This is a genomic window from Acinetobacter sp. GW821-FHT01C12 (assembly GCF_059422625.1).
The window spans coordinates 450,350-472,147 of sequence record NZ_JBWKXD010000001.1 but is presented as its reverse complement, the minus strand read 5'-3'; the positions used below and the strand labels follow the sequence as shown (position 1 = coordinate 472,147).

At 38.4% G+C, this 21,798-nt stretch carries 23 protein-coding genes; all 23 read left to right on the top strand.

The features are described 5' to 3' along the window. The first annotated feature begins 67 nt into the window (after nucleotides 1-67). The 23 genes from AC07WY_RS02270 to AC07WY_RS02160 all read left to right on the top strand — a co-directional run bounded on the left by AC07WY_RS02270 (nucleotide 68) and on the right by AC07WY_RS02160 (nucleotide 21,798). A complete protein-coding gene (locus AC07WY_RS02270) occupies nucleotides 68-256 on the top strand; it encodes a hypothetical protein (RefSeq protein ID WP_262780151.1) in 189 nt (62 codons plus the stop codon). 105 nt (nucleotides 257-361) lie between these two features. Next, nucleotides 362-1,147, top strand: a complete 786-nt coding sequence (locus AC07WY_RS02265; protein WP_004720070.1) for a DUF6651 domain-containing protein — start codon at nucleotides 362-364, stop codon at nucleotides 1,145-1,147. Between the two features lie 57 nt (nucleotides 1,148-1,204). Continuing rightward, nucleotides 1,205-2,341: a major capsid protein gene (locus AC07WY_RS02260; protein WP_494735637.1), complete on the top strand. Its 1,137-nt coding sequence runs from the start codon at nucleotides 1,205-1,207 to the stop codon at nucleotides 2,339-2,341. 44 nt (nucleotides 2,342-2,385) lie between these two features. Next, the gene (locus AC07WY_RS02255) at nucleotides 2,386-2,925 is read left to right on the top strand and encodes a HeH/LEM domain-containing protein (RefSeq protein ID WP_494735636.1); all 540 of its coding nucleotides are present in this window, start codon (nucleotides 2,386-2,388) and stop codon (nucleotides 2,923-2,925) included. 4 nt (nucleotides 2,926-2,929) lie between these two features. Beyond that, nucleotides 2,930-3,304 carry a hypothetical protein gene (locus AC07WY_RS02250; RefSeq protein WP_494735635.1) on the top strand — a complete coding sequence of 125 codons (375 nt, stop codon included), beginning with the start codon at nucleotides 2,930-2,932 and terminating at the stop codon, nucleotides 3,302-3,304. Next, nucleotides 3,301-3,672, top strand: a complete 372-nt coding sequence (locus AC07WY_RS02245; RefSeq protein ID WP_494735634.1) for a glutamate 5-kinase — start codon at nucleotides 3,301-3,303, stop codon at nucleotides 3,670-3,672. Before AC07WY_RS02250 ends, AC07WY_RS02245 begins: the two co-directional genes overlap by 4 nt. A gap of 47 nt (nucleotides 3,673-3,719) precedes the next feature. Continuing rightward, nucleotides 3,720-4,103 carry a hypothetical protein gene (locus AC07WY_RS02240; RefSeq protein ID WP_494735633.1) on the top strand — a complete coding sequence of 128 codons (384 nt, stop codon included), beginning with the start codon at nucleotides 3,720-3,722 and terminating at the stop codon, nucleotides 4,101-4,103. 41 nt (nucleotides 4,104-4,144) lie between these two features. After that, nucleotides 4,145-4,525 (top strand): hypothetical protein, encoded by a 381-nt coding sequence (locus AC07WY_RS02235; RefSeq protein WP_494735632.1) that lies wholly within the window; start codon nucleotides 4,145-4,147, stop codon nucleotides 4,523-4,525. Then, a complete protein-coding gene (locus AC07WY_RS02230) occupies nucleotides 4,522-4,932 on the top strand; it encodes a hypothetical protein (protein ID WP_494735631.1) in 411 nt (136 codons plus the stop codon). Before AC07WY_RS02235 ends, AC07WY_RS02230 begins: the two co-directional genes overlap by 4 nt. A 39-nt stretch (nucleotides 4,933-4,971) precedes the next feature. Next, nucleotides 4,972-5,286 carry a hypothetical protein gene (locus AC07WY_RS02225; protein WP_494735630.1) on the top strand — a complete coding sequence of 105 codons (315 nt, stop codon included), beginning with the start codon at nucleotides 4,972-4,974 and terminating at the stop codon, nucleotides 5,284-5,286. 75 nt (nucleotides 5,287-5,361) lie between these two features. Next, complete coding sequence (locus AC07WY_RS02220) at nucleotides 5,362-6,276, top strand: phage tail tube protein (RefSeq protein ID WP_494735629.1); 915 nt, start codon at nucleotides 5,362-5,364, stop codon at nucleotides 6,274-6,276. A gap of 2 nt (nucleotides 6,277-6,278) precedes the next feature. Beyond that, nucleotides 6,279-6,764, top strand: a complete 486-nt coding sequence (locus tag AC07WY_RS02215; protein WP_494735628.1) for a phage-derived protein YdaY family protein — start codon at nucleotides 6,279-6,281, stop codon at nucleotides 6,762-6,764. Between the two features lie 405 nt (nucleotides 6,765-7,169). Continuing rightward, nucleotides 7,170-7,322: a hypothetical protein gene (locus AC07WY_RS02210; protein WP_171287893.1), complete on the top strand. Its 153-nt coding sequence runs from the start codon at nucleotides 7,170-7,172 to the stop codon at nucleotides 7,320-7,322. Nucleotides 7,323-7,423: 101 nt separating this feature from the next. Next, nucleotides 7,424-11,542 (top strand): tape measure protein, encoded by a 4,119-nt coding sequence (locus tag AC07WY_RS02205; protein ID WP_494735627.1) that lies wholly within the window; start codon nucleotides 7,424-7,426, stop codon nucleotides 11,540-11,542. Nucleotides 11,543-11,612: 70 nt separating this feature from the next. After that, nucleotides 11,613-12,089 carry a hypothetical protein gene (locus AC07WY_RS02200; RefSeq protein WP_494735626.1) on the top strand — a complete coding sequence of 159 codons (477 nt, stop codon included), beginning with the start codon at nucleotides 11,613-11,615 and terminating at the stop codon, nucleotides 12,087-12,089. Between the two features lie 509 nt (nucleotides 12,090-12,598). After that, nucleotides 12,599-13,090 (top strand): DUF4189 domain-containing protein, encoded by a 492-nt coding sequence (locus tag AC07WY_RS02195; protein WP_315079784.1) that lies wholly within the window; start codon nucleotides 12,599-12,601, stop codon nucleotides 13,088-13,090. An 80-nt stretch (nucleotides 13,091-13,170) separates the two neighbouring features. After that, nucleotides 13,171-13,815, top strand: coding sequence for a TonB family protein (locus AC07WY_RS02190; RefSeq protein ID WP_494735625.1), 645 nt, complete (start codon nucleotides 13,171-13,173; stop codon nucleotides 13,813-13,815). A gap of 71 nt (nucleotides 13,816-13,886) precedes the next feature. Beyond that, a complete protein-coding gene (locus AC07WY_RS02185) occupies nucleotides 13,887-14,231 on the top strand; it encodes a phage tail protein (protein WP_034618365.1) in 345 nt (114 codons plus the stop codon). A 50-nt stretch (nucleotides 14,232-14,281) separates the two neighbouring features. Continuing rightward, nucleotides 14,282-15,163, top strand: a complete 882-nt coding sequence (locus AC07WY_RS02180; protein ID WP_494735624.1) for a phage tail fiber protein — start codon at nucleotides 14,282-14,284, stop codon at nucleotides 15,161-15,163. After that, complete coding sequence (locus AC07WY_RS02175; RefSeq protein ID WP_494735623.1) at nucleotides 15,147-15,935, top strand: phage minor tail protein L; 789 nt, start codon at nucleotides 15,147-15,149, stop codon at nucleotides 15,933-15,935. The genes AC07WY_RS02180 and AC07WY_RS02175 overlap by 17 nt, the downstream gene beginning before the upstream one ends. 2 nt (nucleotides 15,936-15,937) lie before the next feature. Beyond that, a complete protein-coding gene (locus AC07WY_RS02170; protein WP_494735622.1) occupies nucleotides 15,938-16,681 on the top strand; it encodes a C40 family peptidase in 744 nt (247 codons plus the stop codon). Then, nucleotides 16,674-17,303: a tail assembly protein gene (locus tag AC07WY_RS02165; protein WP_494735621.1), complete on the top strand. Its 630-nt coding sequence runs from the start codon at nucleotides 16,674-16,676 to the stop codon at nucleotides 17,301-17,303. Before AC07WY_RS02170 ends, AC07WY_RS02165 begins: the two co-directional genes overlap by 8 nt. 49 nt (nucleotides 17,304-17,352) lie before the next feature. Further along, nucleotides 17,353-21,798: a TipJ family phage tail tip protein gene (locus AC07WY_RS02160; protein ID WP_494735620.1), complete on the top strand. Its 4,446-nt coding sequence runs from the start codon at nucleotides 17,353-17,355 to the stop codon at nucleotides 21,796-21,798.

Sequence of the window (21,798 nt, the reverse complement as noted above, 5' to 3'; positions counted from 1 at the left end):
GAAGTAAAGATTATTTAAGGTATAACTTAACTATGTAAAAAGTCTTTTAATTTTAAGGGGGTTAAAAATGCAAGAAAAATATTTTTATCTTAAAACGTTTGACCTGAAACTTGAGGATGGGCTTGAGCATAATGTTATTAATGTTGGTCTTTTTACTTCAAAACAAAATGCAATAGAACATCTAAAAAGCTTAGGCAAAAATTTAGAATCTGAAGGTTATGAATTTGCAATTATTGAGTTATCAGTAATTTCTTAATTTTTTTTAAATCAATACGACCGCCGAAAGGCGGTTTTTTATTGCCTGAAATTCGGATGAATAAGGCGCAATGAGCGGATGCTCAATTTAAAAAGGTGGAAACCTATGAAAATCAAAACTGTAGTTGTTGAAGGTAAAACATACGCTGAAGTGAACGAGCAAGGTTTGCCTGTTTATGTTCATGATGATGGTAAAGAAGTAGGTTTTGATGCTGCCCATGCGGTACAAAAAATCAGTTCTTTAAATGCGGAAGCTAAAACCCATCGTGAAGCAAAAGAAGCAGCAGAAACTAGCTTGAAAGCATTTGAGGGTCTTGATGTTGAAAAAGCCAAACAAGCTTTGACTACTGTCCAGAATCTTGATGCTAAAAAATTGATTGATGCTGGTGAAGCAGAGCGTGTTCGTAATGAAGCGATTGCATCAGTAACACAGTCATTCGAGCAAAAATATAATCCACAAATTGAGCAATTAACCAAAGATCGTGACACATATCAACAGCAATTACATAGTGAATTAATTGGTGGTGGATTCGCTCGATCTAAATATATTGCAGATAAATCAGCTGTTCCTGCGGATGTATTTCAAGCGATGTTTGGCAAAAACTTCAAAGTTGAAGATGGTAAGCCAACTGCTTATGACAACAACGGTCAAAAGATTTATTCACGTACCAATCATGGTGATGCAGCTGGTTTTGATGAAGCCTTAGAGATTCTTGTTAGTGGATATCAACACAAAGATTCTTTACTTAAAGGCTCTCAAGCAGGTGGTGGTGGCTTTAATGGCCAAAGTGGGCAGGGAGGTGGTAAATCAATGTCACGTCAAGGTTTTGAGCAATTAAGCCCTACTGATAAAGCATCATTTATGAAAAGTGGCGGTGAAATCGAATCATGATTTTTAAATATCTTACAGCCTGCATTAGCAGGTTTTCTTATTCTTGGAGTCCAATAAATGGCTAACAATTTAAATGGTTTACTACCTACACTTTACACTGCTATGGATATCGTATCTCGTGAATTAACAGGGTTTATTCCAGCTGTTACGCGTGATAGTACAATTGAGCGTGCCGCCGTGGGGGATGACGTAAAAATTCCTGTAACTACAGTTGCCGGCGCACAAGATACTGTGCCTGGGGTAACTGCTCCTAATGCTGGTGATGGCACAGTTGATAATGTGGTTGCGAAGATTACTAAATCTCGTAATGTGCCGATTCGTTGGAATGGTGAGGAAACTCGCTCACTTCAAAATGCTGGAACGTATCAAACAATTATGGCTGATCGCTTTGCACAAGCGATGCGGACATTGATTAATGAAGTTGAATATGATTGCTGGCTTGAGGCATATAAAGGTGCTGGTGGTGCATATGGTGTGGCTGGATCTACTCCATTTGCTGTAGCAGCTGATATGACCGACTTTTCAGGCATTTTAGGTGTTTTAGAGCGCAATGGTGCACCACGTAATGACCTACAGTTAGTTTTAGGACATTCTGCAATTGGTAACTTCCGTGGTAAGCAATCACAGCTCTTTAAAGTAAATGAAGCTGGTAGTGGTGATTTACTACGAAATGGTATGACTGACCGTGTAATGAATTTTGCTATTCGCCACTCTCATTCAATTGGTATTCACACTAAAGGATCTGGTGCTGACTACTTGGTAAATGGTGCACCTGAAATTGGTGATAAAACATTAACTGTTGATGGTGGTACTGGTACTGTTTTAGCTGGTGACATTCTGACTTTTGCTGGTGACACCAATAAATATGTTTCGGGTGGGCTGGTTGGTGCCAACCTTTCATTAAATGGAGGGCTAATTATTGAACCTGCAGATAATTCTGTTATTACTCTTGGCTCATCTTACACGCCGAATGTAGCATTCTCTCGCTCTGCAATCGCATTAGCAACACGTGCACCTGCACTACCCGAAGGTGGTGATAGCGCAGATGACCGCACTACCATTGTTGATCCTTTAACTGGATTGGCTTTTGAAGTATCGGTGTATCGCCAGTACAAACAGGTTGTGTATGAAGTTGCTTTAGCATGGGGTGTAAAGGCAGTTACTAAGCGGCATATCGGTTTGCTAATTGGGTAATGGTTTGGGCGTTTTGCGCCCATTTCTTTTTTAAGGAATAAAAAATGTTAGCAAAAACTGTAAAAATTAAAGATGGTGAAGATTTTCGCATCATCAACGAATCGGATTTTCAGCTTGGCCAGCATGAATTGTGTGAGGGTGAAGAACTTTCTATCAACCCCTTAACTGTAGATGTTGAGGTTGGAATTACAACAGAACTCCAAGCTGTGATTGATAACGCACAGGCAGAATGTGAAAAGGTTGTTGTTGAGAATAAAGATCTAAAACAACAATTGGAATCATTAAAGACTGAGCTTTTGCACGGTGAGCCTACTGATTTGACTGGTTTGGTACCTTCAGAGCAATTCGATGCTGTAGCACTTGATCTAACCCATACAAAAGAGCAACTAGCCACTGTGCAGGGTGAATTTATTGCCTTTAAAAATGATGTTGGTGCAATGAAAGAACGTATCTCTGAACTTCAGTTAGTTGATTATTCAAAACTTAAAGTAGATGAACTTAAAGATGTTCTCAAACTGAAAGGCATTGCATTCTCATCTGATGCAAAAAAAGATGACTTGCTGGCCCTATTGCCAAAGGAATAACACCGTGAGCTTTATTACTATTTCAGAAGCTGAATCTATCCTTGGTGCTGACTTTGTCGATGATAGTGATAAGGCTCGTCTAGTTTTGCTGGCCAATACATGGATGAAGAATGAAATAGGTTTTGTTCCTAATCCAATAGATCCTTTATTGCAAGATGCAGCATGTGAAATTGTGAAAGGCATTAAAGCCGGTGTGATTTATTCAGGAGTATCACGGCAAACTACAAGCGAGCGTGTTAAGGCCGATACAGTTGAAGTTGAAGAGTCATTTGTAGAGGGTAGTCATGAAATTTCAGAATTTGAGCAGATTGCCAAAGCATTTATAAATTCGCTGGATCTAAAGCCCAAGGGATTCACATTCAAGGTGTATCGTGGATGAGAGATAAGATTCAATCTAAAGTGGCTAAAGCCTTTAATACTAAGCTTGCAGATGCCATCACAAATTTCACATGTTCTAAAGAAATCCAATCTGGTGATTTCGACTTTGAAACACAAACTTATCCTACTGTGACCGTTGAACAATACTCTGGACGTGGTGTATTTGGCTCATATAAGCGAGATTTGGTAAAGCCTATTGATTATCAAGTTGAAGATGTAAAAGCTCCTGTGCTTCAAAATGAAGTAACTGGTGTGCCTCAGATTGATGATGTTTGGGTTACTTCTAAAGGTAGCTTTGAAGTTTTAAATGTTGGTGAGGATCCGAGTGGAAGTATTTGGGTTTTACAGTTGAGGAAAGTTGCAAATTAAAATGGTTGTGATATTTAATATCATCAAATTACTTAAATATCTTAACAATGAAATTAATTTTTTTCTTTGCTTTACTATCACTTTCTATAAATGTGTATGCACTCGAAGATCCAAGTCGTTACAGACAATGTTTTGATTCGGCAGGAAAAAATAAAATCAGATCTTGTCTTGTTGTATATGGTACAGATAAAGATAGTAAGTACACTGAATTAAGCTTTAGAGATAAAATTTACCATATTAAACAACCGATAGCGTGTAAAAGTGAAGATTGTGAATATGAGATGGGCGAAGATTTGAACTATCTTACAGAAGCAGAAAAATACTTTTTAGATAGAAGATTGAAAGTGATAAGTAGTAATTCAAATACTAAAATTTGGTCATGCTATAAACAAGTTAGTGGTGAAATTAATGTTTGTTTCAAGATTAAATAATATTTAACCCACCTCGGTGGGTTTTTTAATGGGTGAAAATTATGAGTTGGAGAGGATTACGACCATCACAATTCACACTCCAAGTTTTACGTGATGGCTCAGAACTACAAAGAAAAATCACTGCTGCAATGCTTCAAGGTGTTGTGCTTAAAAGTCCAGTCGATACAGGGGCTTTCAGAGGTAATCATCGAGTTTCAATTGGTAGCGTCGATTACACCAAAGACTTTCAGAAAATAGATAAATCAGGTACCACTACCATTGCAGATGGGATGGCTAAAATACTGAGCGTTCAATTGGGAATGAGAGTCTTCATTAGCAATAATTTACCCTATGCAGTTGCTCTAGAGAATGGACATTCAGGGCAAGCACCTTTAGGTATTTATTCAATCACATTCCAGTCAGTTACGAGTAGATATAAATGATGACATTATCGGAAGCTGAATTAGCAATATACAAGCGAATAGGTCAATTTAGTGGAGTGGAAAAATCGAATCTCCGAATACCGAACCAACCAACTATTGATGGTAAGCCGTTTGTCCCGCCTACAAATAAACTATGGTGCAAAGCCTATATTCAATATGGAGACAGCCAAATAGCTGGAATTGGAAATGAGCTATGTATACGTGATATAGGCACTATTTCAATCCAATGTTTTGCACCAATGAATACAGGCACAATTAATATGGTAATCCTGTGTGGTCAGTGGCGTGATTTTCTTAAATCATTTGGTGTTTCATTTCTTGAAGTTTATAAAGTGCATGCGCCACAAGATATGGATGATGACAATTTTTACGCTAAGATAGTGAGAGCAGAATTTAGGGTGAATTAGCGTATGAATATTAAAATAATCTTACTAGTAGGTTCATGCATGCTTACGCAATATGTAGCCGCTGTAGAGATTAAACGTGAAAAGTTCTGTAATAATTTTCGGGATGTAGCTTTTGCAGTTATGCATAAAAGGCAAATTGGTGTACCTATAGAAGTTGTTAAGAGTGCAGCTAAGGATGGAACTAATACGCGCTTCATACCAGTTTTAAACCGAATGATTGATTATGTTTATACAACTGATGTTGCAGCTAATGAACCATCAAGGAATGAACTAAGTTATCAATATGCTCAAAATGAATTTAAAGCCTGTCTAGATGGAGACATACCTGAATTTAAAGAAATTGAAGACGAATAACCTTGAAACATAAGGGTTTAACTTTATCCACCTCCTTAAAGGAGGTTTTTTTATGCCTAAATTAAGGAGAACTTAATGAGTTCTGGAGCCAAACAATTAACCCGAATTGGTTTTGAAGCATCGCCTGGTATGATTTCAACAACCTGGAATACATTTGCATTTACCACTAATGGTTTAGATGCATCAGCACAAACCACCGAATCACAAACGATCAAAGATTCACGAATTGCAGCTGGTACTTTAGTGACTGGTATAGAAGTGCAAGGCGATATTGAATCTGAATGGGCTTATGGCATTCAAGATGGAATCTTAGAGCTAATTGCCTTCAATGCTTGGAATAGCAACGTTTTAACATTTGGGGGTACTACTCGAAAAACGCTTTCGATTATTCGAGGCTTTAGTGATATTGATAACTTCCAAGTTTTCACCGGTTGCCACATTAACCAATGGACTTTATCGATTCCAGATAGTGGCATTGTGACTTCTAAATTCGCAATTATGGGAATGACGCGCACAGCTTATGAGGTTGCACCGACTGGTACTGTAACACCTGCAGTGGATGCAGTACCTTTAACTAGTCTATCTACCGGCGACATTCTTATTGATGGTGAAAAGAAACCAGGAATGTGCATCACTCAGATTGAATTAACCATTGATAATACAATGCAAATTCAGAAGTGCTTAGACTATGAAAATAACATTGCCGCAATCTTAGAAACCATTATGAAAGGCAGTGGTAACTTTACAATTGCATGGTCCAAAAACACTGCAGAGCTTTATGAAAAACAATTCTTAAATGAGCCGATCGGTCTTGAATATTCATTGAAAGATACTGCAGGTAATAAATACACACTCAAACTACCTAAGGTTCAAGTATCTGCGCCTTTGCCAAGTGGTGGTGCTGGTGATGTATTGACGACTCAGTTTTCATTCACGGTCGCGGATGTTGCACCGACTCTTACACGTATTCCTGTAGTTGCGGGGCCTTAATCATGTTAATTGAAATCGAAGAACAGAAGTCCATTGAATACGTTCAAGAATGGTTTGATTTTAAAGATGGCGTGAAACTACTCATTGCGAGTATTGATAAGCCATCATTTCAGCGATCACTTGAACTCAATGGGATTCAAGCTGAGCAAGAGCTAGCTGGCATTAAGGCCGTTACAGATGAAGGAGCAGTAAAAGCCAAATTAGGTTTTAACCGTGCTGTTTCACATTTGTTGCTAGGATGGGTTGGGTTAGTCGGAAAGGATAAGAAGCCGATCGAATACAGCGTACAAAATGCAGAACTGATTTGTACAAGCTCAAAGCAATCGCTTGAAATTATTGTCTTCATCATGGAAAAGGCTAAAGTGATCCATGACTCTAAGACTGAAGAGATTGTTGAAGAAGTGGGAAAGTCATCAAGCACTACGAACAAAGAAACATCAAATGGTGCGAAGAAAAAACCGCAGAAGTCTACCAGAAGCTCGGTCTAAAACCACCTGAGCGTTTAGAGCCAAGTTTCACGGCAGATCACATCATTAAAGCCTTTAATCTAATTTCAAAGGCTCGACGTTTTATTGCCTTTCCACAGGGAGGTGGGTTCTATGACTCACTGACCCTTGCTGACATTAAAAGCTACTTTGATGTGTATGGTTGTGACTTAGATCGAGGACTTTTTGTTAAGTGTATTTTTGCGCTGGATGGGAAGTGCTTGAGTGAAGTGAATAAGTCATAAGCGCTATCAAACCTAAACTTCTAACAAATTTTATTTAGAGGTGCACGTATAAGAGAGAGCTATTTATATGGTTTTCTTGTTTCCAAAACAAAACCCCGAGAGTTCACAGCTCTTGGGGTTTTTGTTTCCAACCCACAACGCACACTTGAGGATCAGAACATATATGAATTATACCCCCAAAAACCAATTAAAGGTAGACGGAAAAATGAGCGAATTAGGTGCTGATAAAGCTGGTAACAAATTAGCAACTGCTGCAATTATTGCATCAGTATTATTTGGAATCGCGGCAGTGATTGCTGCCATACGCTGGTGGTAATAAACATGATCATCAAACCATAAAACCGATCTTTTTAAAGGTCGGTTTTATATTGTCCGCAATGCGCCCTTAGGCGCTTTTTTTACGCCTAAGGAAAAGTCATGGCTGAACAACGTAGCACACTCATTATTGAAATTAGCTCAGAACAAGCAGCACGTAATGCACGTGCTTTAGATCGAGAGCTACAAAGTATCGAACGCACTGGTAATTACGCAACTACTTCAATGAACTCTATGTCAGTGGCAGCAAGGCAGTTGGCAGGGTATTTGGCTGGGGTTGTGACTGTTGGTACTGCGATCGCTAAGATGGATATGTACACGGGTCTGCAAAATAGACTGAAGCTTGTGACTGCAAATCAGAATGAGCTTAATCAGGCGATGAAAGATACTTTTGCTATTGCGCAAAACACTGCTCAAGCGTGGGATTCAACAGCTCAGGTATATCAAAGATTTGCTCAAAATGCGAAATCACTTGGAATTAATTTAAAGGATGCAGCAACACTCACAGAGACAGTTTCAAAAGCTATCTCAATTAGCGGTGGAACAGCAGCATCAGCAGAAGCTGCATTGGTGCAATTTGGACAAGCCCTTAGCTCAGGAATCTTAAGGGGTGAGGAATATAATTCTATCGCAGAACAGGCAGGTGGATTAAGAGATGCAATTGCGAAAGGGTTAAATATTTCTGTTGGTGATTTGAGAAATTGGGCTAACGAAGGAAAGCTCACAACTGATGTGGTCATCAAGGCTTTAAAGAACGCAAAAGTTTCTGTTGATGACTTATTTGGGAAAACTGATTTTTCAATTGGTCAAGGGTTTGTTCAACTTGGCAATGCTGTAGCTAACTATGCTGGTGAGCTTGGTAAGTCAACAGGTATATCTAAAACGATGCAAGAATCATTAAAAAGCCTTGCTGATAATTTAAACACAGTAACAAACATTGCCATGATTGGTGGGGCGTATTGGCTTGGTACTTATATTCCAGCACTTTATACAAGCACAATGGCAGGCTATGGAAAAATTAAGCAACTTACTGAACAGACATCCATTCAGTATGCTGCTATACAAGCAGAGCGGGTAGCAGCAGCTCAAGAGTTGGCTGGTGCAGAGGCTCGAGTAGTTTCAACACAGGCAACTTTGGCGGCAATTGCAGCTGAAAAAGCCTTAGAGGTTCAAAGATTAAATGAGCAAATCAATAGTATTGGTCGGACTGCATCAATAACACGAATGGCTCAACTTAGAAGAGTTGAGACTCAAGTTACTGCTGAATTAACAGTTGCTCAAAATGCTTTGGCTGCTTCTCAAAGCCGAGTTAATGCAGCCCAAAATCTATCAATGGGTGTTGGCCGTGGTTTACTTGGTGTACTGGGTGGACCAGTAGGATTAGGTTTAACTGTTGCGGCTGTTGCTGGTTCATATCTAATGCTCAAAGATAGTACCAAAGATACAACTACCACACTTGATTTACAAAAGAGCACTGTAAGTGAGTTGGTTGAAGAATATTCAAAGTTAGATGAGCTTCAAAAACGTACAACATTGCGAGAGCTCGAAAAGCAAGTTAAAAGCTTAGCCACTAGTTATACAGTTGCTTATTCAGATTTGAGTGCAATGATTGGATGGCTTGAAGAGTCTGGCTCAGTGTCTGAATCTACAGCAAGAGAAATCAATAAGCTGTTCAAAGAATATAATAAGGGCAAAATAAGTTCGTCTGAATTTGCAACAGCAGTGAACAATCTATCGGGAGTGCAGAAAAAGCATAAAGTTGAAATCGATGAGTTGACTACAGCCCATGCAAAGGCTGATGCAGAATATAAAAAGGTTAAAACTGCTCAACAAGCATTAACCAATCAAACTTCATCTGCAATAAAGGCAAATAAGGACGAAACAGAATCCATCCATCTTAAGAAAAAAGCTCTTGAAGAGTCAAAAAAAGCCTATGAGAGTTATAAGGCAGGTGTTTTTGATGATATTAAAGAAATGGCAGCAAGGGCTAAATTGCAAAGTATGGGGCAGTCAGATGCCTTAATTGAGCAAAATTTGAAAGTTTTAAAAGCATTAAATTTTGACCCACTTAAAACTAAGACTCCTTACGCACAGGAAATGTTTAAGGTTGCTGATATTTCCGCAAAAATGAAGGAAAAAGAGGATTTAATTACCCAAGCGAAAAAAGATCAAACCAAAGAGCTTGAGAAGCAGCTCAAAGTCTTACAGGTCAACGAAAAAGTTAAGGCTAATGCTACTAAATACAACTTCGGTGGATTAGAAAGTAAGTATGGACTTTTGCCAGGGTTATTATCAGGTGTCCATATGCAGGAGTCACGTGGTAAAGCGGATGCAGTTGGCCCTATGACCAAGTATGGTACTGCAAAAGGTGGATTTCAATTTCTTGATGATACAGCTAAGCGTTTCAAATTGACTGGAGGCGATGTATTTGATTTAGGTAAATCCGCAGAAGCAGCCGCTAAATATCTGCAAATTCTCTACAAAAAATTCGGCTCTTGGGATAAGGCTATTTCTGCTTACCATGCTGGCGAAGGCAATGTAGATAAAGGCACAAATATTGGACCAGTAAATCGCCAATATATTCAAAATGTAAAAGGCTATATTGCAGGAGCAAATGGTTTTGAAGGCTCAACTAAAGACTTTGATACTTCTATCAATGATTTGGTTAAGTTTTTGCAAGTTAAGCAAGATATTGAACTGCAATATTCAAGTGGTGAGCTTCAGCGCAAAACAGAACATGAGAAGAAATTAGCAGATATTCAATCTCATTTTTCAGGTGACACATACACAAAACTTGAGCGTCAAGAGAATGAACGCTTTGCTAATGAAAATCGACTTGCTGAACTTCAATTTGATTCAAATGTGAAGGGTTGGAATTGGACAAATGAGCAACGAATTCAAAATGAAATCGAAACTCAAAAAGTAACTATTTCTTTAAACAAAGAATATTCTGATATTCAAAAACAGATTGCTAAAGAAAAGGTTGATGAAAAATTTGCTTATGAAATTGAAAAGTCTAAACTTGCTAAAGATCAGCGTTTACTTCAATCAACTGAATTTTACATGTCAGAAATTCAACAGGCTAAGGCTAGATATGACATAGAAAAAAGGCTTATTGCTCAGAATAATGAAGATTCTGCTGAAAATGCATTTAAAACACAAATGCTTGAACTTCAAAATCAAGTTGATATGAATCGACGCCTAAAAGATGCATCTATTGGGTGGGATTCTGTTCAATCTCAAATGAATGGATCTACTGGGCGTTTTCAAGTTAACCAAGATAAATTCAGCAGAATGGGAGCATCACAAAATCTATTTGATACTCAGATAGCAGATGTTGAAAACCAAGAGCAAGAACCTGGAGCGGATTTACAAAAATTAGCTGAGGTTCGTGAACAAATTTGGGCTGCGCATAATAAACGTATGATTGATATTGAAAATCAGTATCAAACGGATTCATTGAATTTACAACTAACTCAAGCTCAGCAATTGACCGGTTCATTTGCAAATATGTTTAAAGGTATTCTTGGTGAAAGCTCAGGTGCATATAAAACAATGTTTGCAATGCAGCAGGGGTTTGCGCTTACTCAAGCGGGTATGAATTTATGGTCATCTGTTTCTGATGCTTATGCTAAAGAGCCAGGTACTGTATGGCAGAAAGTTGCCGCAGGTGCTAAGGCGGCTTTGGATCAAGGAACATTCTTAGCAATGATCCAAGCAATTACCCCTCAAGGTTTTGCAACTGGTGGCCATATTACAGGCAAAGGCACTGGAACAAGTGATGATATTCCAATTATGGCATCCAATGGCGAGTTTATGATGCGTCAGTATGCTGCCTCTAAAATTGGTCTAGTTTCTTTAAATTACATGAATCAGACGGGTGAGATACCATTTCAGCGTGAATATCTAGGCATGAAATCTCAGTACTTAGGTTCTACTCAACCAGATTTAAATGTTCAAAAATTTAAAGATGGAGGGCTAGTGGGAGTTTCTCGAATGAGTGGTGACGATGTTGATAGAAGGCAGTTTCAATCTATTCAGCATAATTCCCCACGGAGCAGTGAACCCAATATTACCATTCAAGTAAGTATTACTGATTCTGGTGTTAATACTTCAGGTAGTAATACACAGGATCAGCGACAGTTTGCTCAGGTTGTTGGTAATGCTGTACGAGCTGTGATTATTCAAGAGAAGCGTCAAGGCGGTTTGTTGTCAAAATAAGAATAGCCACTCCAGTGGCTTTTCCTTTGATTAATTGATATTTTATTAGCACTTCAAGGAGTGCTTTAGAATGAAAAGTTTATTGCTGATTGGCACTTTAGGATTATTGCCAGCGTTAGGTAATGCAGAGTCTGTAACAACTTCTAAAGGTGAAAAAGTAGAACAAAAAGTCAATCAAACTTCGGCTATTGTAAGGCTCACAGATGATGATTATGTTTTAGATGGAAAATATTATGATGTAACACTTAAAGATGGTAATAAAAAAGACGTTATTGTGAATGTATCAACATTTATAGACCAAAAAGATGGGAAAAAATTAACTAGAGATCAAGCTTTGTGTGGGATCAAAATGACAGAGATTCCAATTCTAGATAGTCTTAAAAATCGACACTCGTATGTTCCAGTAAAGATTTATATTTATCAGGTTGGTAATTCAGTAAATATTACTATCGAGTATTTTGCAAAAATTTATGGTGCAAAAAAAATAGGATCAAATTCAAAAGACTTTACTATGGATCAAAATGGTGAAATTCAAATTGTGCAGTAAAGAAAGTAAACAATACCCACCTAAGTGGGTTTTTAATTTAATTCAACCAGTTTGAAAGTACATAGCTCACAATTTCGATTAAAACTAGGCCTATAAAGATCGAAACATATATAGGCATTATGAGATTTTCTGTAGCTTTCTCTGACCTTTCTTGAACACGCTCTTCGCTTTTATTAATTAGCATATTAACCTCTAAAAATTTATGAAGTTGCTACTTATATCGTGTGCTTATATTTGCGCAACATTGTGAATATATGTAGTGCAATGGTTGTGGGATAAAAATGTAGGTGACTCAAATATGCCAGTTGTATTGAGAAGATTTAGGTAAATATTTTAGAGTGTTAATCAATTAATAAACCAAACCACCTTAAGGTGGTTTTTTGCTAAGAATTATTTTAAGATTTAGATCAAATAAATATTTCACCTATTAAATTACTAACAGGGACGAAACAATTATGACTAATGAAAATAAACCTCAGATCATACAAAATTTTATATCATTAATTTGTATGGCTCTATTTTCAATTATTATTTCTGGTACTGCACATGCGGAAGGAAATTGTCCCTCTGGTTCTTATCCAGTAGGCGGTCAAGGTGTGCAAGGTTGTGCACCAATTCCAGGGGGTGGTGGTTATCAAGGAGCTGCAAGTAACCGCACTTGGAAAGTTGTAGGAGCAATTGCTGCTGGTACTAATGGTGTGGTCGGAACGTCATTTGCCAAAGTATTCCGCGGAAAAATACAGGAAAATGCTCTTGAAGATTGCCAAAAGAAAGGGGGCACCCAATGTAAGCTTTGGTTTACCTATTCAGAAACTGAATGCGCAACAGTTGGACAAGCTGAAGGAACAACCTTACTGTATGGTCGTGTTACTGGAAGTAGGATTCGTGGCTGGAGTCGAAAGTTAGATGGTCGTGAAAATGTATATTCACAATGTCAAAACGAAGGCTTTCCTAAAGAACGATGCAAAATCGTCTATGAAAATTGTAGTGGAATAATGTAATTAAAAACATATCCTCCCTCGGGAGGTTTCTTTTTGTCCTTAAAATTAGTATCTGGGACTAAATATACAAGAGATATATCATGAAAAAAATAATTTTAATTTTCGGTTTATTAATTTCAATTTTTTGTATCGAATCAAATGCTAATCTTCAAGAAGTGCAGAGAAGTAAAGAAACTGGAATGTTAATGAAATGGATAATACCGCCAAAAATTAGAATTGATAATGAAATATTAGAAGGTTACGACAGAGATTTATTAATCTATTTAGAGACCGATGAGAATGGTAGGGTTCAAAAAGCTGAAGTAAGCAAAAGTAGCGGAGTGGATGAATTAGACAGTTTAGTATTAAGGGCTGTGAAAAGATCAAAACTCAAAGTTTGGAATGAATGGGATATAAAAACAAATCACCCATCGCGCTTAAAACTACCTTTTGAATTTTCAGTTTCCAGAGTTCCTAAATATGCTGTATATCCCGAATTTACTTATACTAATGCTGATTTAAAAGGAAGTGATAGAACGATAAGATTGAGTGTAGAGGCTAATGAAAAAGGTAAATTAACCAAAGTCAATGTTTTTCGAGGGACTGGAATACCTGCTCTAGATAAATATGTTTTAAGTGAGTTTATCAAGCAGGCAAGTTTTAAGCCTTTGATTATAAATGGCAAGCCTCAACTTATCAAAACAACTGCAGATTTTAGCTTTATTTTAAGATCATCAAGTGATTAATATTCAAATACTTATTCAGCATTAAACTTAAAACCCACTCACCTGAGTGGGTTTTTTATTGGACGCAATTTATGAGCAATGAAAAATTTACATTTCCATGTGATTTAGATGGAAACTCAGGCAAACAAAACTTCAATATTTTGACTTCTAAATTTGGAGATGGCTACGAGCAGAATATCTCAGTAGGCATCAACAATAAAAAGGGGGAGTGGCCTTACAAATTTACATCTACCAAGGAAGAAATTCTTCAAATCAAAGCTTTTTTTGATCGACATAAAGGGGCTGATTCATTTCTATGGAATTCGCCATTGGATGGTGAAGTACGCGTCAAAACAGATACAAGCTATACACCTAGTCAAGTAGGTGGAATGATCTGGACTATTTCAACTACCTTTACCCAAGTTTTCTACCCTTAAATCTAATCAAATTCACGCCCCACTCGCTGGGGCTTTTTAGTGAGAAAAATATGGCTATTCAAACAATTAATTTAGGAACCGCACCAAGTGGTGCAGGTGGTGACACTTTTCGCTCTACTGGTACAAAAGTAAATGAAAATTTCACCAATAACACGCACGCTGCGAGTCGATTAGTTGGAACTGCAGCTGGTAATTTAATGGAGGTCGGGGCCTTTGGATTAGGTGGTGGGCAAGGGTTATATGGGGGGAATAATCTAAATGATACAAAATTTCATTTAAATGCCTGTTGGTTCACAACTACAGCAGAAACAAATGGTTGGGCAAATGGTATTTTTCAGACATGGAGAGGAAATTCAACAAGATATGCTCAACTAGGATTTACTGACAGTAATGGAATTAATTTTCGAAGTGGATTAAATATAGCTTCAGCAGGTGCTTGGATTAGTTTAAGAACAACAGCTAATACGACAGTAGATAGCAATGGATTCATCAAATCAGCTTCACCAGTTGTTCAATTATTTGCAGAAAAAATACAACCCAATGATGAAGCGTTAGAGCAAGAACCTATATTTGAAAAAGTGGATGTTGGCCATTACCTTTTAAAAAATACAGAAGGCTTTTCTGATGATGGTTGGTATATCGAAATGCCAAAAGATGCCAACGGTAATGTATTGGTAGCCGTGCAGTATCAACAACTTGAAGATAACACCATTGAAGTTAAAACATTTGTCAAAAAGTTTGATGAAGAAACTGGTGATATTCTTCCAAATCCTGATAAACCTCGTGATATTCCGAATGGTCGTTGGATTGACATTCGTTTAAAAGAACTACCTAAACCTGAAATTGAAATCTCAAATACACCAATTGAATTTCAACCAACTAATTTGGCACAAGCTGTAGCGGAGGCATTGAAAGATGACTCTGAACAGTGATTTTCAAAAGCTCTATGTAGATGGGTTAATCACATTATTTGAATTAGATGCCAGCGCTTTAGGTGCTGGCGTTTTGCGTTTCCATGGCCATATTTCATATGAAGACTGGGAAAAGATTTATAGCTCAATTGGTTCAAATGGCTTGATTGGTTCAGATACAGGCTCAATCGGTAAACTATATGATGTTGGTGATGAAAAGGTTTGGCACCGCAACATTATATTTAATGGCCAGACTTTTGAGCCAATGGCATTGCAAGTATCAGGCTTAGAAATGCGAAGTGATGGTAAAGCTTCAGCCCCAACTTTAAGCATGGCCAACAATATTAAAGGTATTCAAGGTGCAGTAACTGCATATTGTTTACAGTTTGGTGATTTTGCTGGTGCAAAAATCAAAGTCATTACCACATTAGCCAAATACCTCGATGCTGAAAACTTTAGTGCTGGTAATGCCACGGCTAATCCAAGTGAGAAGCGCGAGCAGATTTGGTTCATTGAACAAAAGACTTCTGAAAATGCTCAGCAAGTGACGTTTGAACTTTCTAATCCCGTGGATTTTGAAGGGCTAAAAATCCCTACACGGCAAATATCAAACTACTGCAATTGGGAATATCGAAGTGAAGAGTGCGGATATATCGGATCTGCAATGTTTACTGAAAAAGATGAATCGACAGACAATCCAGCTTTAGATCGTTGTAACTACAGAACATCAGGTTGTCGTTGCCGAGAGAATGAGCTTCATTTTGGTGGATTCCCTGCATCTTCAATGGTGTAAAAATGAAATTAAATAAAAAACTAAAAGCAGCGATTCTATCTCATGCTGAACAATGTTTCCCCGCAGAATGTTGCGGGGTTATTGTTTCTGGTGAGTATATTCCATGCCGTAATGTCGCTGAAAAAGGTCAGTTTCAAATTCATCATGAAGACTTGGCGAATGCTGAAGATAAAGGTGAGATTCAAGCCTATGTACATTCACATCCAAATGCTACAGCACGTGCTTCTGATTTAGATTTATTACAAATTGAACTTCATGAAATGCCATGGGTGATCTGTGCTTGGCCCGAAGTAGATTTCCAGGTCTATAAGCCATGTGGCTATAAAGCACCACTCATTGGTCGTGATTATCATCATGGATATCAAGATTGCTATTCAATTATTCGTGATTTTTATAATCGTGAGCTAGGTGTTCAGTTAATTGATTTCGAGCGTAAAGATGATTGGTGGAGTGATAAAGACCATAAATCCCTTTATCTAGAAAATTTAGACGCAGCTGGATTTTATGAGGTCAGTGAACCTCAGTATGGTGACATGTTGGTGTGTAATGTTGGTCGTACAGAACACCCGAATCATGCTGTGATTTGGTTGGGTGATCAGTGGCAATTAAAGTCAGAAGAAAGCACAAGTTGTTTTGGTGGACCATTAATCCTACATCATCCTTATGGTCGAAAGTCAGTGCGTGAAATCTTTGGGCAGCAATGGCAAGAGCGTGTTGTCAAAATAGTGAGGCATAAGAATGCTTAAAACGATCAAATTATATGGTGTACTGGGAAAGAAGTTTGGTAAAGAATTTAAGCTTGCTGTTGAAAGCACCCGAGAAGCTATAAGAGCACTATCAGTCCAAGTGCCCGGTTTTGAACAATTCATGTTAACCGCTCATGAACAGGGACTTACCTTTGCTGTTTTTCAAGATGATGAAAATATCAGTGAGGATCAAATCGACTTTGAAACTGGTGCCAAAGTTATCAAGATAGTGCCTAAAGTCATTGGGGCTGGCGGTGACAGTGGGGTTCTCAATTTAGTTTTAGGGGTTGTGTTGATAGTTGCTGGCTATTTTACTTTTGGAGCAACAACTCCTTATGGTGCAGCATTGATTGGTGCAGGTATTGGAATGTCTATTGGTGGTATTGCACAAATGCTTGCCCCTAAGGTTGATGCACAAGATCAAAATCAAGATGGAAATAAGTCTAACTTTGGATTTGGTGGAGCTGTCACCACAATCGCCCAAGGCAATCCAGTTCCTATTCTTTATGGTCAGCGCGAAGTCGGTGGATTCATTGTAAATGCTGGTCAATTTGCAGTAGATACTTTCAGTTCTGCAGATGCTGGTTTTACAGGCGGTGGCAGCAGCGGTGGGAAGAAATAATTTAAGAATATAAGCGCATTAAGCGCTTTTTTATTGTGTGGGAAAAAGTATGCTTAAAACAGTAAAAGGCGCAAAAGGCGGTAGCAAAAACCAAAGACAACCAAAAGTTGCAAATGACACTACAGCCTCAAAAACCTATGCGCGCTTACAGTATGGCATGAGTGAGGGTGAAGTTGAGGGCTTGGCAAATGGCTTTAAGTCAATCTTCCTTGATGACACCCCAGTTGAAAACGATAGTGGTGCAAGAAACTTTCAAGATGTCACTCTAGATTTTCGCTCAGGTACCAATGATCAGGCATACATGGAAGGTTTTGAAAGCATTGCTTCTGAAACTGCTGTTGGTGTTGAACTTAAAAGTGATACGCCTTGGGTTAAAGGGATTACCAATCTTAATCTCGATGCCGTGATTGTAAGAGTGCGCTTTGGGGCTTTAAAACAGCAAGACCCAAGTAATGGCGATGTTTCAGGTATTGTTATTGATTACTTGATTGAAGTGCAGACTGATGGGGGATCATGGGAGTTAATGCTTGATACTCAAATGTCAGGAAAAACTTCAGCAAATTATGAACGTACCCATCGTATCGGCTTACCAAAAGCCAATAATAATTGGTTGATTCGAGTCACACGTAAAACACCGAATTCAAGCTCTGAATATGTCAGCGATAAGATGTATATTCAAGCCATTACTGAAGTTGTCGATCTTAAACTTGCCTACCCAAATACTGCATTGATTGGTGTGCAATATGATGCTGAAACATTCTCAAATATTGCCAAAATTGCTGTAGATCTAAAGGGTGTAAAGATCAAAGTACCAAGCAACTATGATCCAGTAAGCCGAACTTACATCGGGATATGGGATGGTCTATTTAAGCGTGCTTATAGCAATAATCCAGCTTGGATTTACTATGATTTATGTACCAATAAGCGATATGCACTTGGCAACCGTTTAACCGAGCAAATGATTGATAAATGGTCTTTATATCGTTTAGCACAATATTGTGATCAGTTGGTACCGAATGGCAAAGGCGGTCAAGAGCCTCGTTTCACTTGTAATGTATATATTCAAAGTGCCGAATCTGCTTTTGATATTTTAAGCAAACTTGCAGGTTTATTTCGTGCAATCAGTTATTGGGATGGTAATTCAATCGTATGTGAAGCTGATTTGCCACAAGATACTATTTTTACATATACATCTGCCAATATCATTGATGGCGTTCTTGGTATTAATTACACCGGTACGCGTGCACGGGATCGGCATAATGTAGTCAAAGTTGCTTGGGATAATCCGCAAAATCGCTATAAGACTGAATATGTTTTTGTGCGTGATGAAAAATCAATTGCAGAGGCTAAAGCGGTACGTTTATTAGAACTTGAGGCATGGGGCTGTACATCAGAAGGTCAAGCACAACGTACTGGCCAATGGGCTTTAAAAACAGAACAACTCGAAACTCGAACTGTCACATTTAAAGTTGGGTTAGATGGCTATATTCCATTACCTGGTAAAGTGATTGAACTTGCTGATGAGTTGTTAGCTGGTCGTGCAAACGGTGGGCGTATTTCTTCAGTCAGTTCTGATTTAAAACAAATCACTTTAGATCGTGATGATGTGGTGTGCCGATCTGGTGACCGTCTAATTGTTAATGGCGAGAATGGAAAGGCACAAGCACGAGTTGTATCAAGTATTGCTGGTCGAGTTGTTACTGTAGTATCAGCATTTGATAGTGTTGCTCCACAAAATGCATGGGTGATTGATGCACAAGATTTAGCAACGATGAAATTTCGTGTAGTTTCGATCTCACAAGATGAGCCACACCAATTTACCATTACCGCACTTCAACACAATGCATCTAAGTTTGATGCCATTGATCATGGTGCATTCATTGATGATCGACCAATCTCAATCATTAATCCTACAACCCAAGAACCTGTTGAGTCAGTCATCATTTCCAGTGAGCAAATGGTTCAGCAAGGAATATCGGTTGAAACCATGGTGATCAGTTGGCCACAAGCCAAAGATGCAACCAAGTATCAAGTTGAATGGCGCAAAGATAACGGCACCTGGTTAAAGCTACCATTAACTGGAAATAACTCAGCAGAGGTCGCAGGCATTTACGCAGGGCAATATGAAGCGCGCGTATTTGCGATCAGTGCTTTTGATATTTCATCCTTGCCAACTTATTCAGTTTTGACAGAGCTAAAAGGCAAGCAAGGAAAACCACCTAAACTCGCCAATATACATGCTGAAGGTATTTTATTTGGCATGAAATTAACTTGGTTGTTTCCTGCTGTGGGTGCGCTTGACACTGCATACACTGAAATTGAAGTTTCACCAGACAGCACATCAAATATTGCTCAACTGGGTTTGTTTGCTTATCCGACTACTGTTCACACGATTCAAGGTATGCAGCCAAACTTACGCCAGTATTACCGTGGTCGTTTAATTGATCGTATTGGCAATGTGGGTGATTGGTCTGATTGGGTCAGTGGTGTTACTTCGGCAGATGCATCAGATGTACTTGAGCTTTTGCATGAGCAAATCTCTGAAAGTCAATTAAACAAAGACTTGCAGACCAAGATTGATCATATCGAAAATATTGATACTGATATTTCAGGGCTCAAAACATCTGTACAACAAGCGAAAGAGTCAGCTCAAAAAGCAAATGATGATTTAGCAATTGAACGGACTGAGCGTATTGACTCAATCAATTCAACTACTTCAAAGATCAATACTGAAATACAGGATCGAAAAACTGCGATCAGTACTTTGGAAGATGGATTAACAAAGCAAATTAAAGCAGGTGATGATGCTGTTTTAGAAGTAATAGATACAGTCAAAAAATCAAGTGACCAAGGTTTAGCGGCAGCACAATCAAGTATTAAGGTTGTTGCTGATGATTTGAAACTTACTGCAGAGAAGACTGATGGTGTTTATGCACAACTAAATCCAAAATTGATTGGATCTTCATCTGATCTGATCGGCAATGATCAAGGTTTCGCTGGAACGTGGTCACTTCAGTCTGCAATGATTGAAGGTGATCTAGCCCTTAGTAAACGAGTTGATACAACAGTTGCACAGATCAATGATGTACAAGCATTTGCACAACAAGAGGTTCAATCGCGAGTTGAAGGAGATAAAGCGAATACGCTTGCTTTAAATAACTATATTTCGAGTAATAATTCAGCCTTATCTTCGGTACAGCAAAAAGCCGAAACTGCTGTAACACAATCAACAGCAAACAGTAGTTCTATTGAGGCATTAGATAGCCGCGTTGGTGTTGCTGAATCTGATGCATCGACTGCAAAAACTAATGCAGCCAGTGCATTAAGCAAAGCAAATACTGCGGTTACTGATTCAAGTGCAGCAGCATCAATGGCGCAACAAGCCAATGCAACTGCAACTTCGGCAAAAAGTACAGCCGATAATGCATTAACCAATTCTGCAACTGCTTTATCAAAAGCTGATGTGGCTGTGACGAATGCAAGTTCTGCTGTATCGAAAGTGGATGCTGTAGAAGCGAAACTAGGCAATTATGCGACAACTGGCGCATTAAGCACTGTTGATTCAAAAGTTGCTGATGTTGACAACAAATTGACAACTACAACAACAAAGGTCGATGGTGTTTATGCTCAAGTGAATCCATCATTGATTGGATCCACTTCTGATTTGATTGGTAATTCTGGTGGATATGCTGGCGTATGGTCTGAACAATCAGCACGTATAGAGGGAGATTTAGCTCAGTCTATTCGTATAGATCAAGTAACAGCTCAGATGAGTGATAATCAAGCATCTGTGACTACTCAGATAAAGACTATATCTGATACTCAATCTGCACAGTCTTCACGTATTGATACGGTTCAAGCTTCATCTGTTTCTGCAATTACCAAAGCAGATAATGCGCAAGCAACATCAAATGATGCTTTATCAAAAGCAAATACGGCAAATACAAATCTTGCAACAGTTCAAACGAAAGTTGAAGCGGTTACAACAGCTCAAACTGCTACCGCAAATCAAGTTGGTACGATTCAAACCACTGTAGATGGTAACACTGCGAGTATTCAAACTCAGCAAACATCAATCGACGGCATTTATGCACAAGAGTTCATTAAAACAGATGTAAATGGTCATGTTGCAGGCCGTGGTTCAATGAATGACGGTAAAGTTGCAACAATGATCTTTAACTATGATGCTGTGTATTTTGGTGCACCATCTGGCGTGGAAGGGATACCAGAAAAACCGCTAATGGTCTTGCAAAATACGCCTATCACATTACCGAATGGTACCGTGGTACCGAGAGGAATGTATGTTGAGATGGCCAATATTGGGTATGTGCATGCTAATCGCATTTATGCCGATAGTTTAAGTGCTTTAACCGTAAAAATCGGAACATTAGGAACTCTCACTAACGGACTTTTAATATCTGATGATTTCATTAAGGTATTTGATCCTGAAAATGGGGGAGTGTTGCGCTGTCAATTAGGCAACTTAAAAAAATAG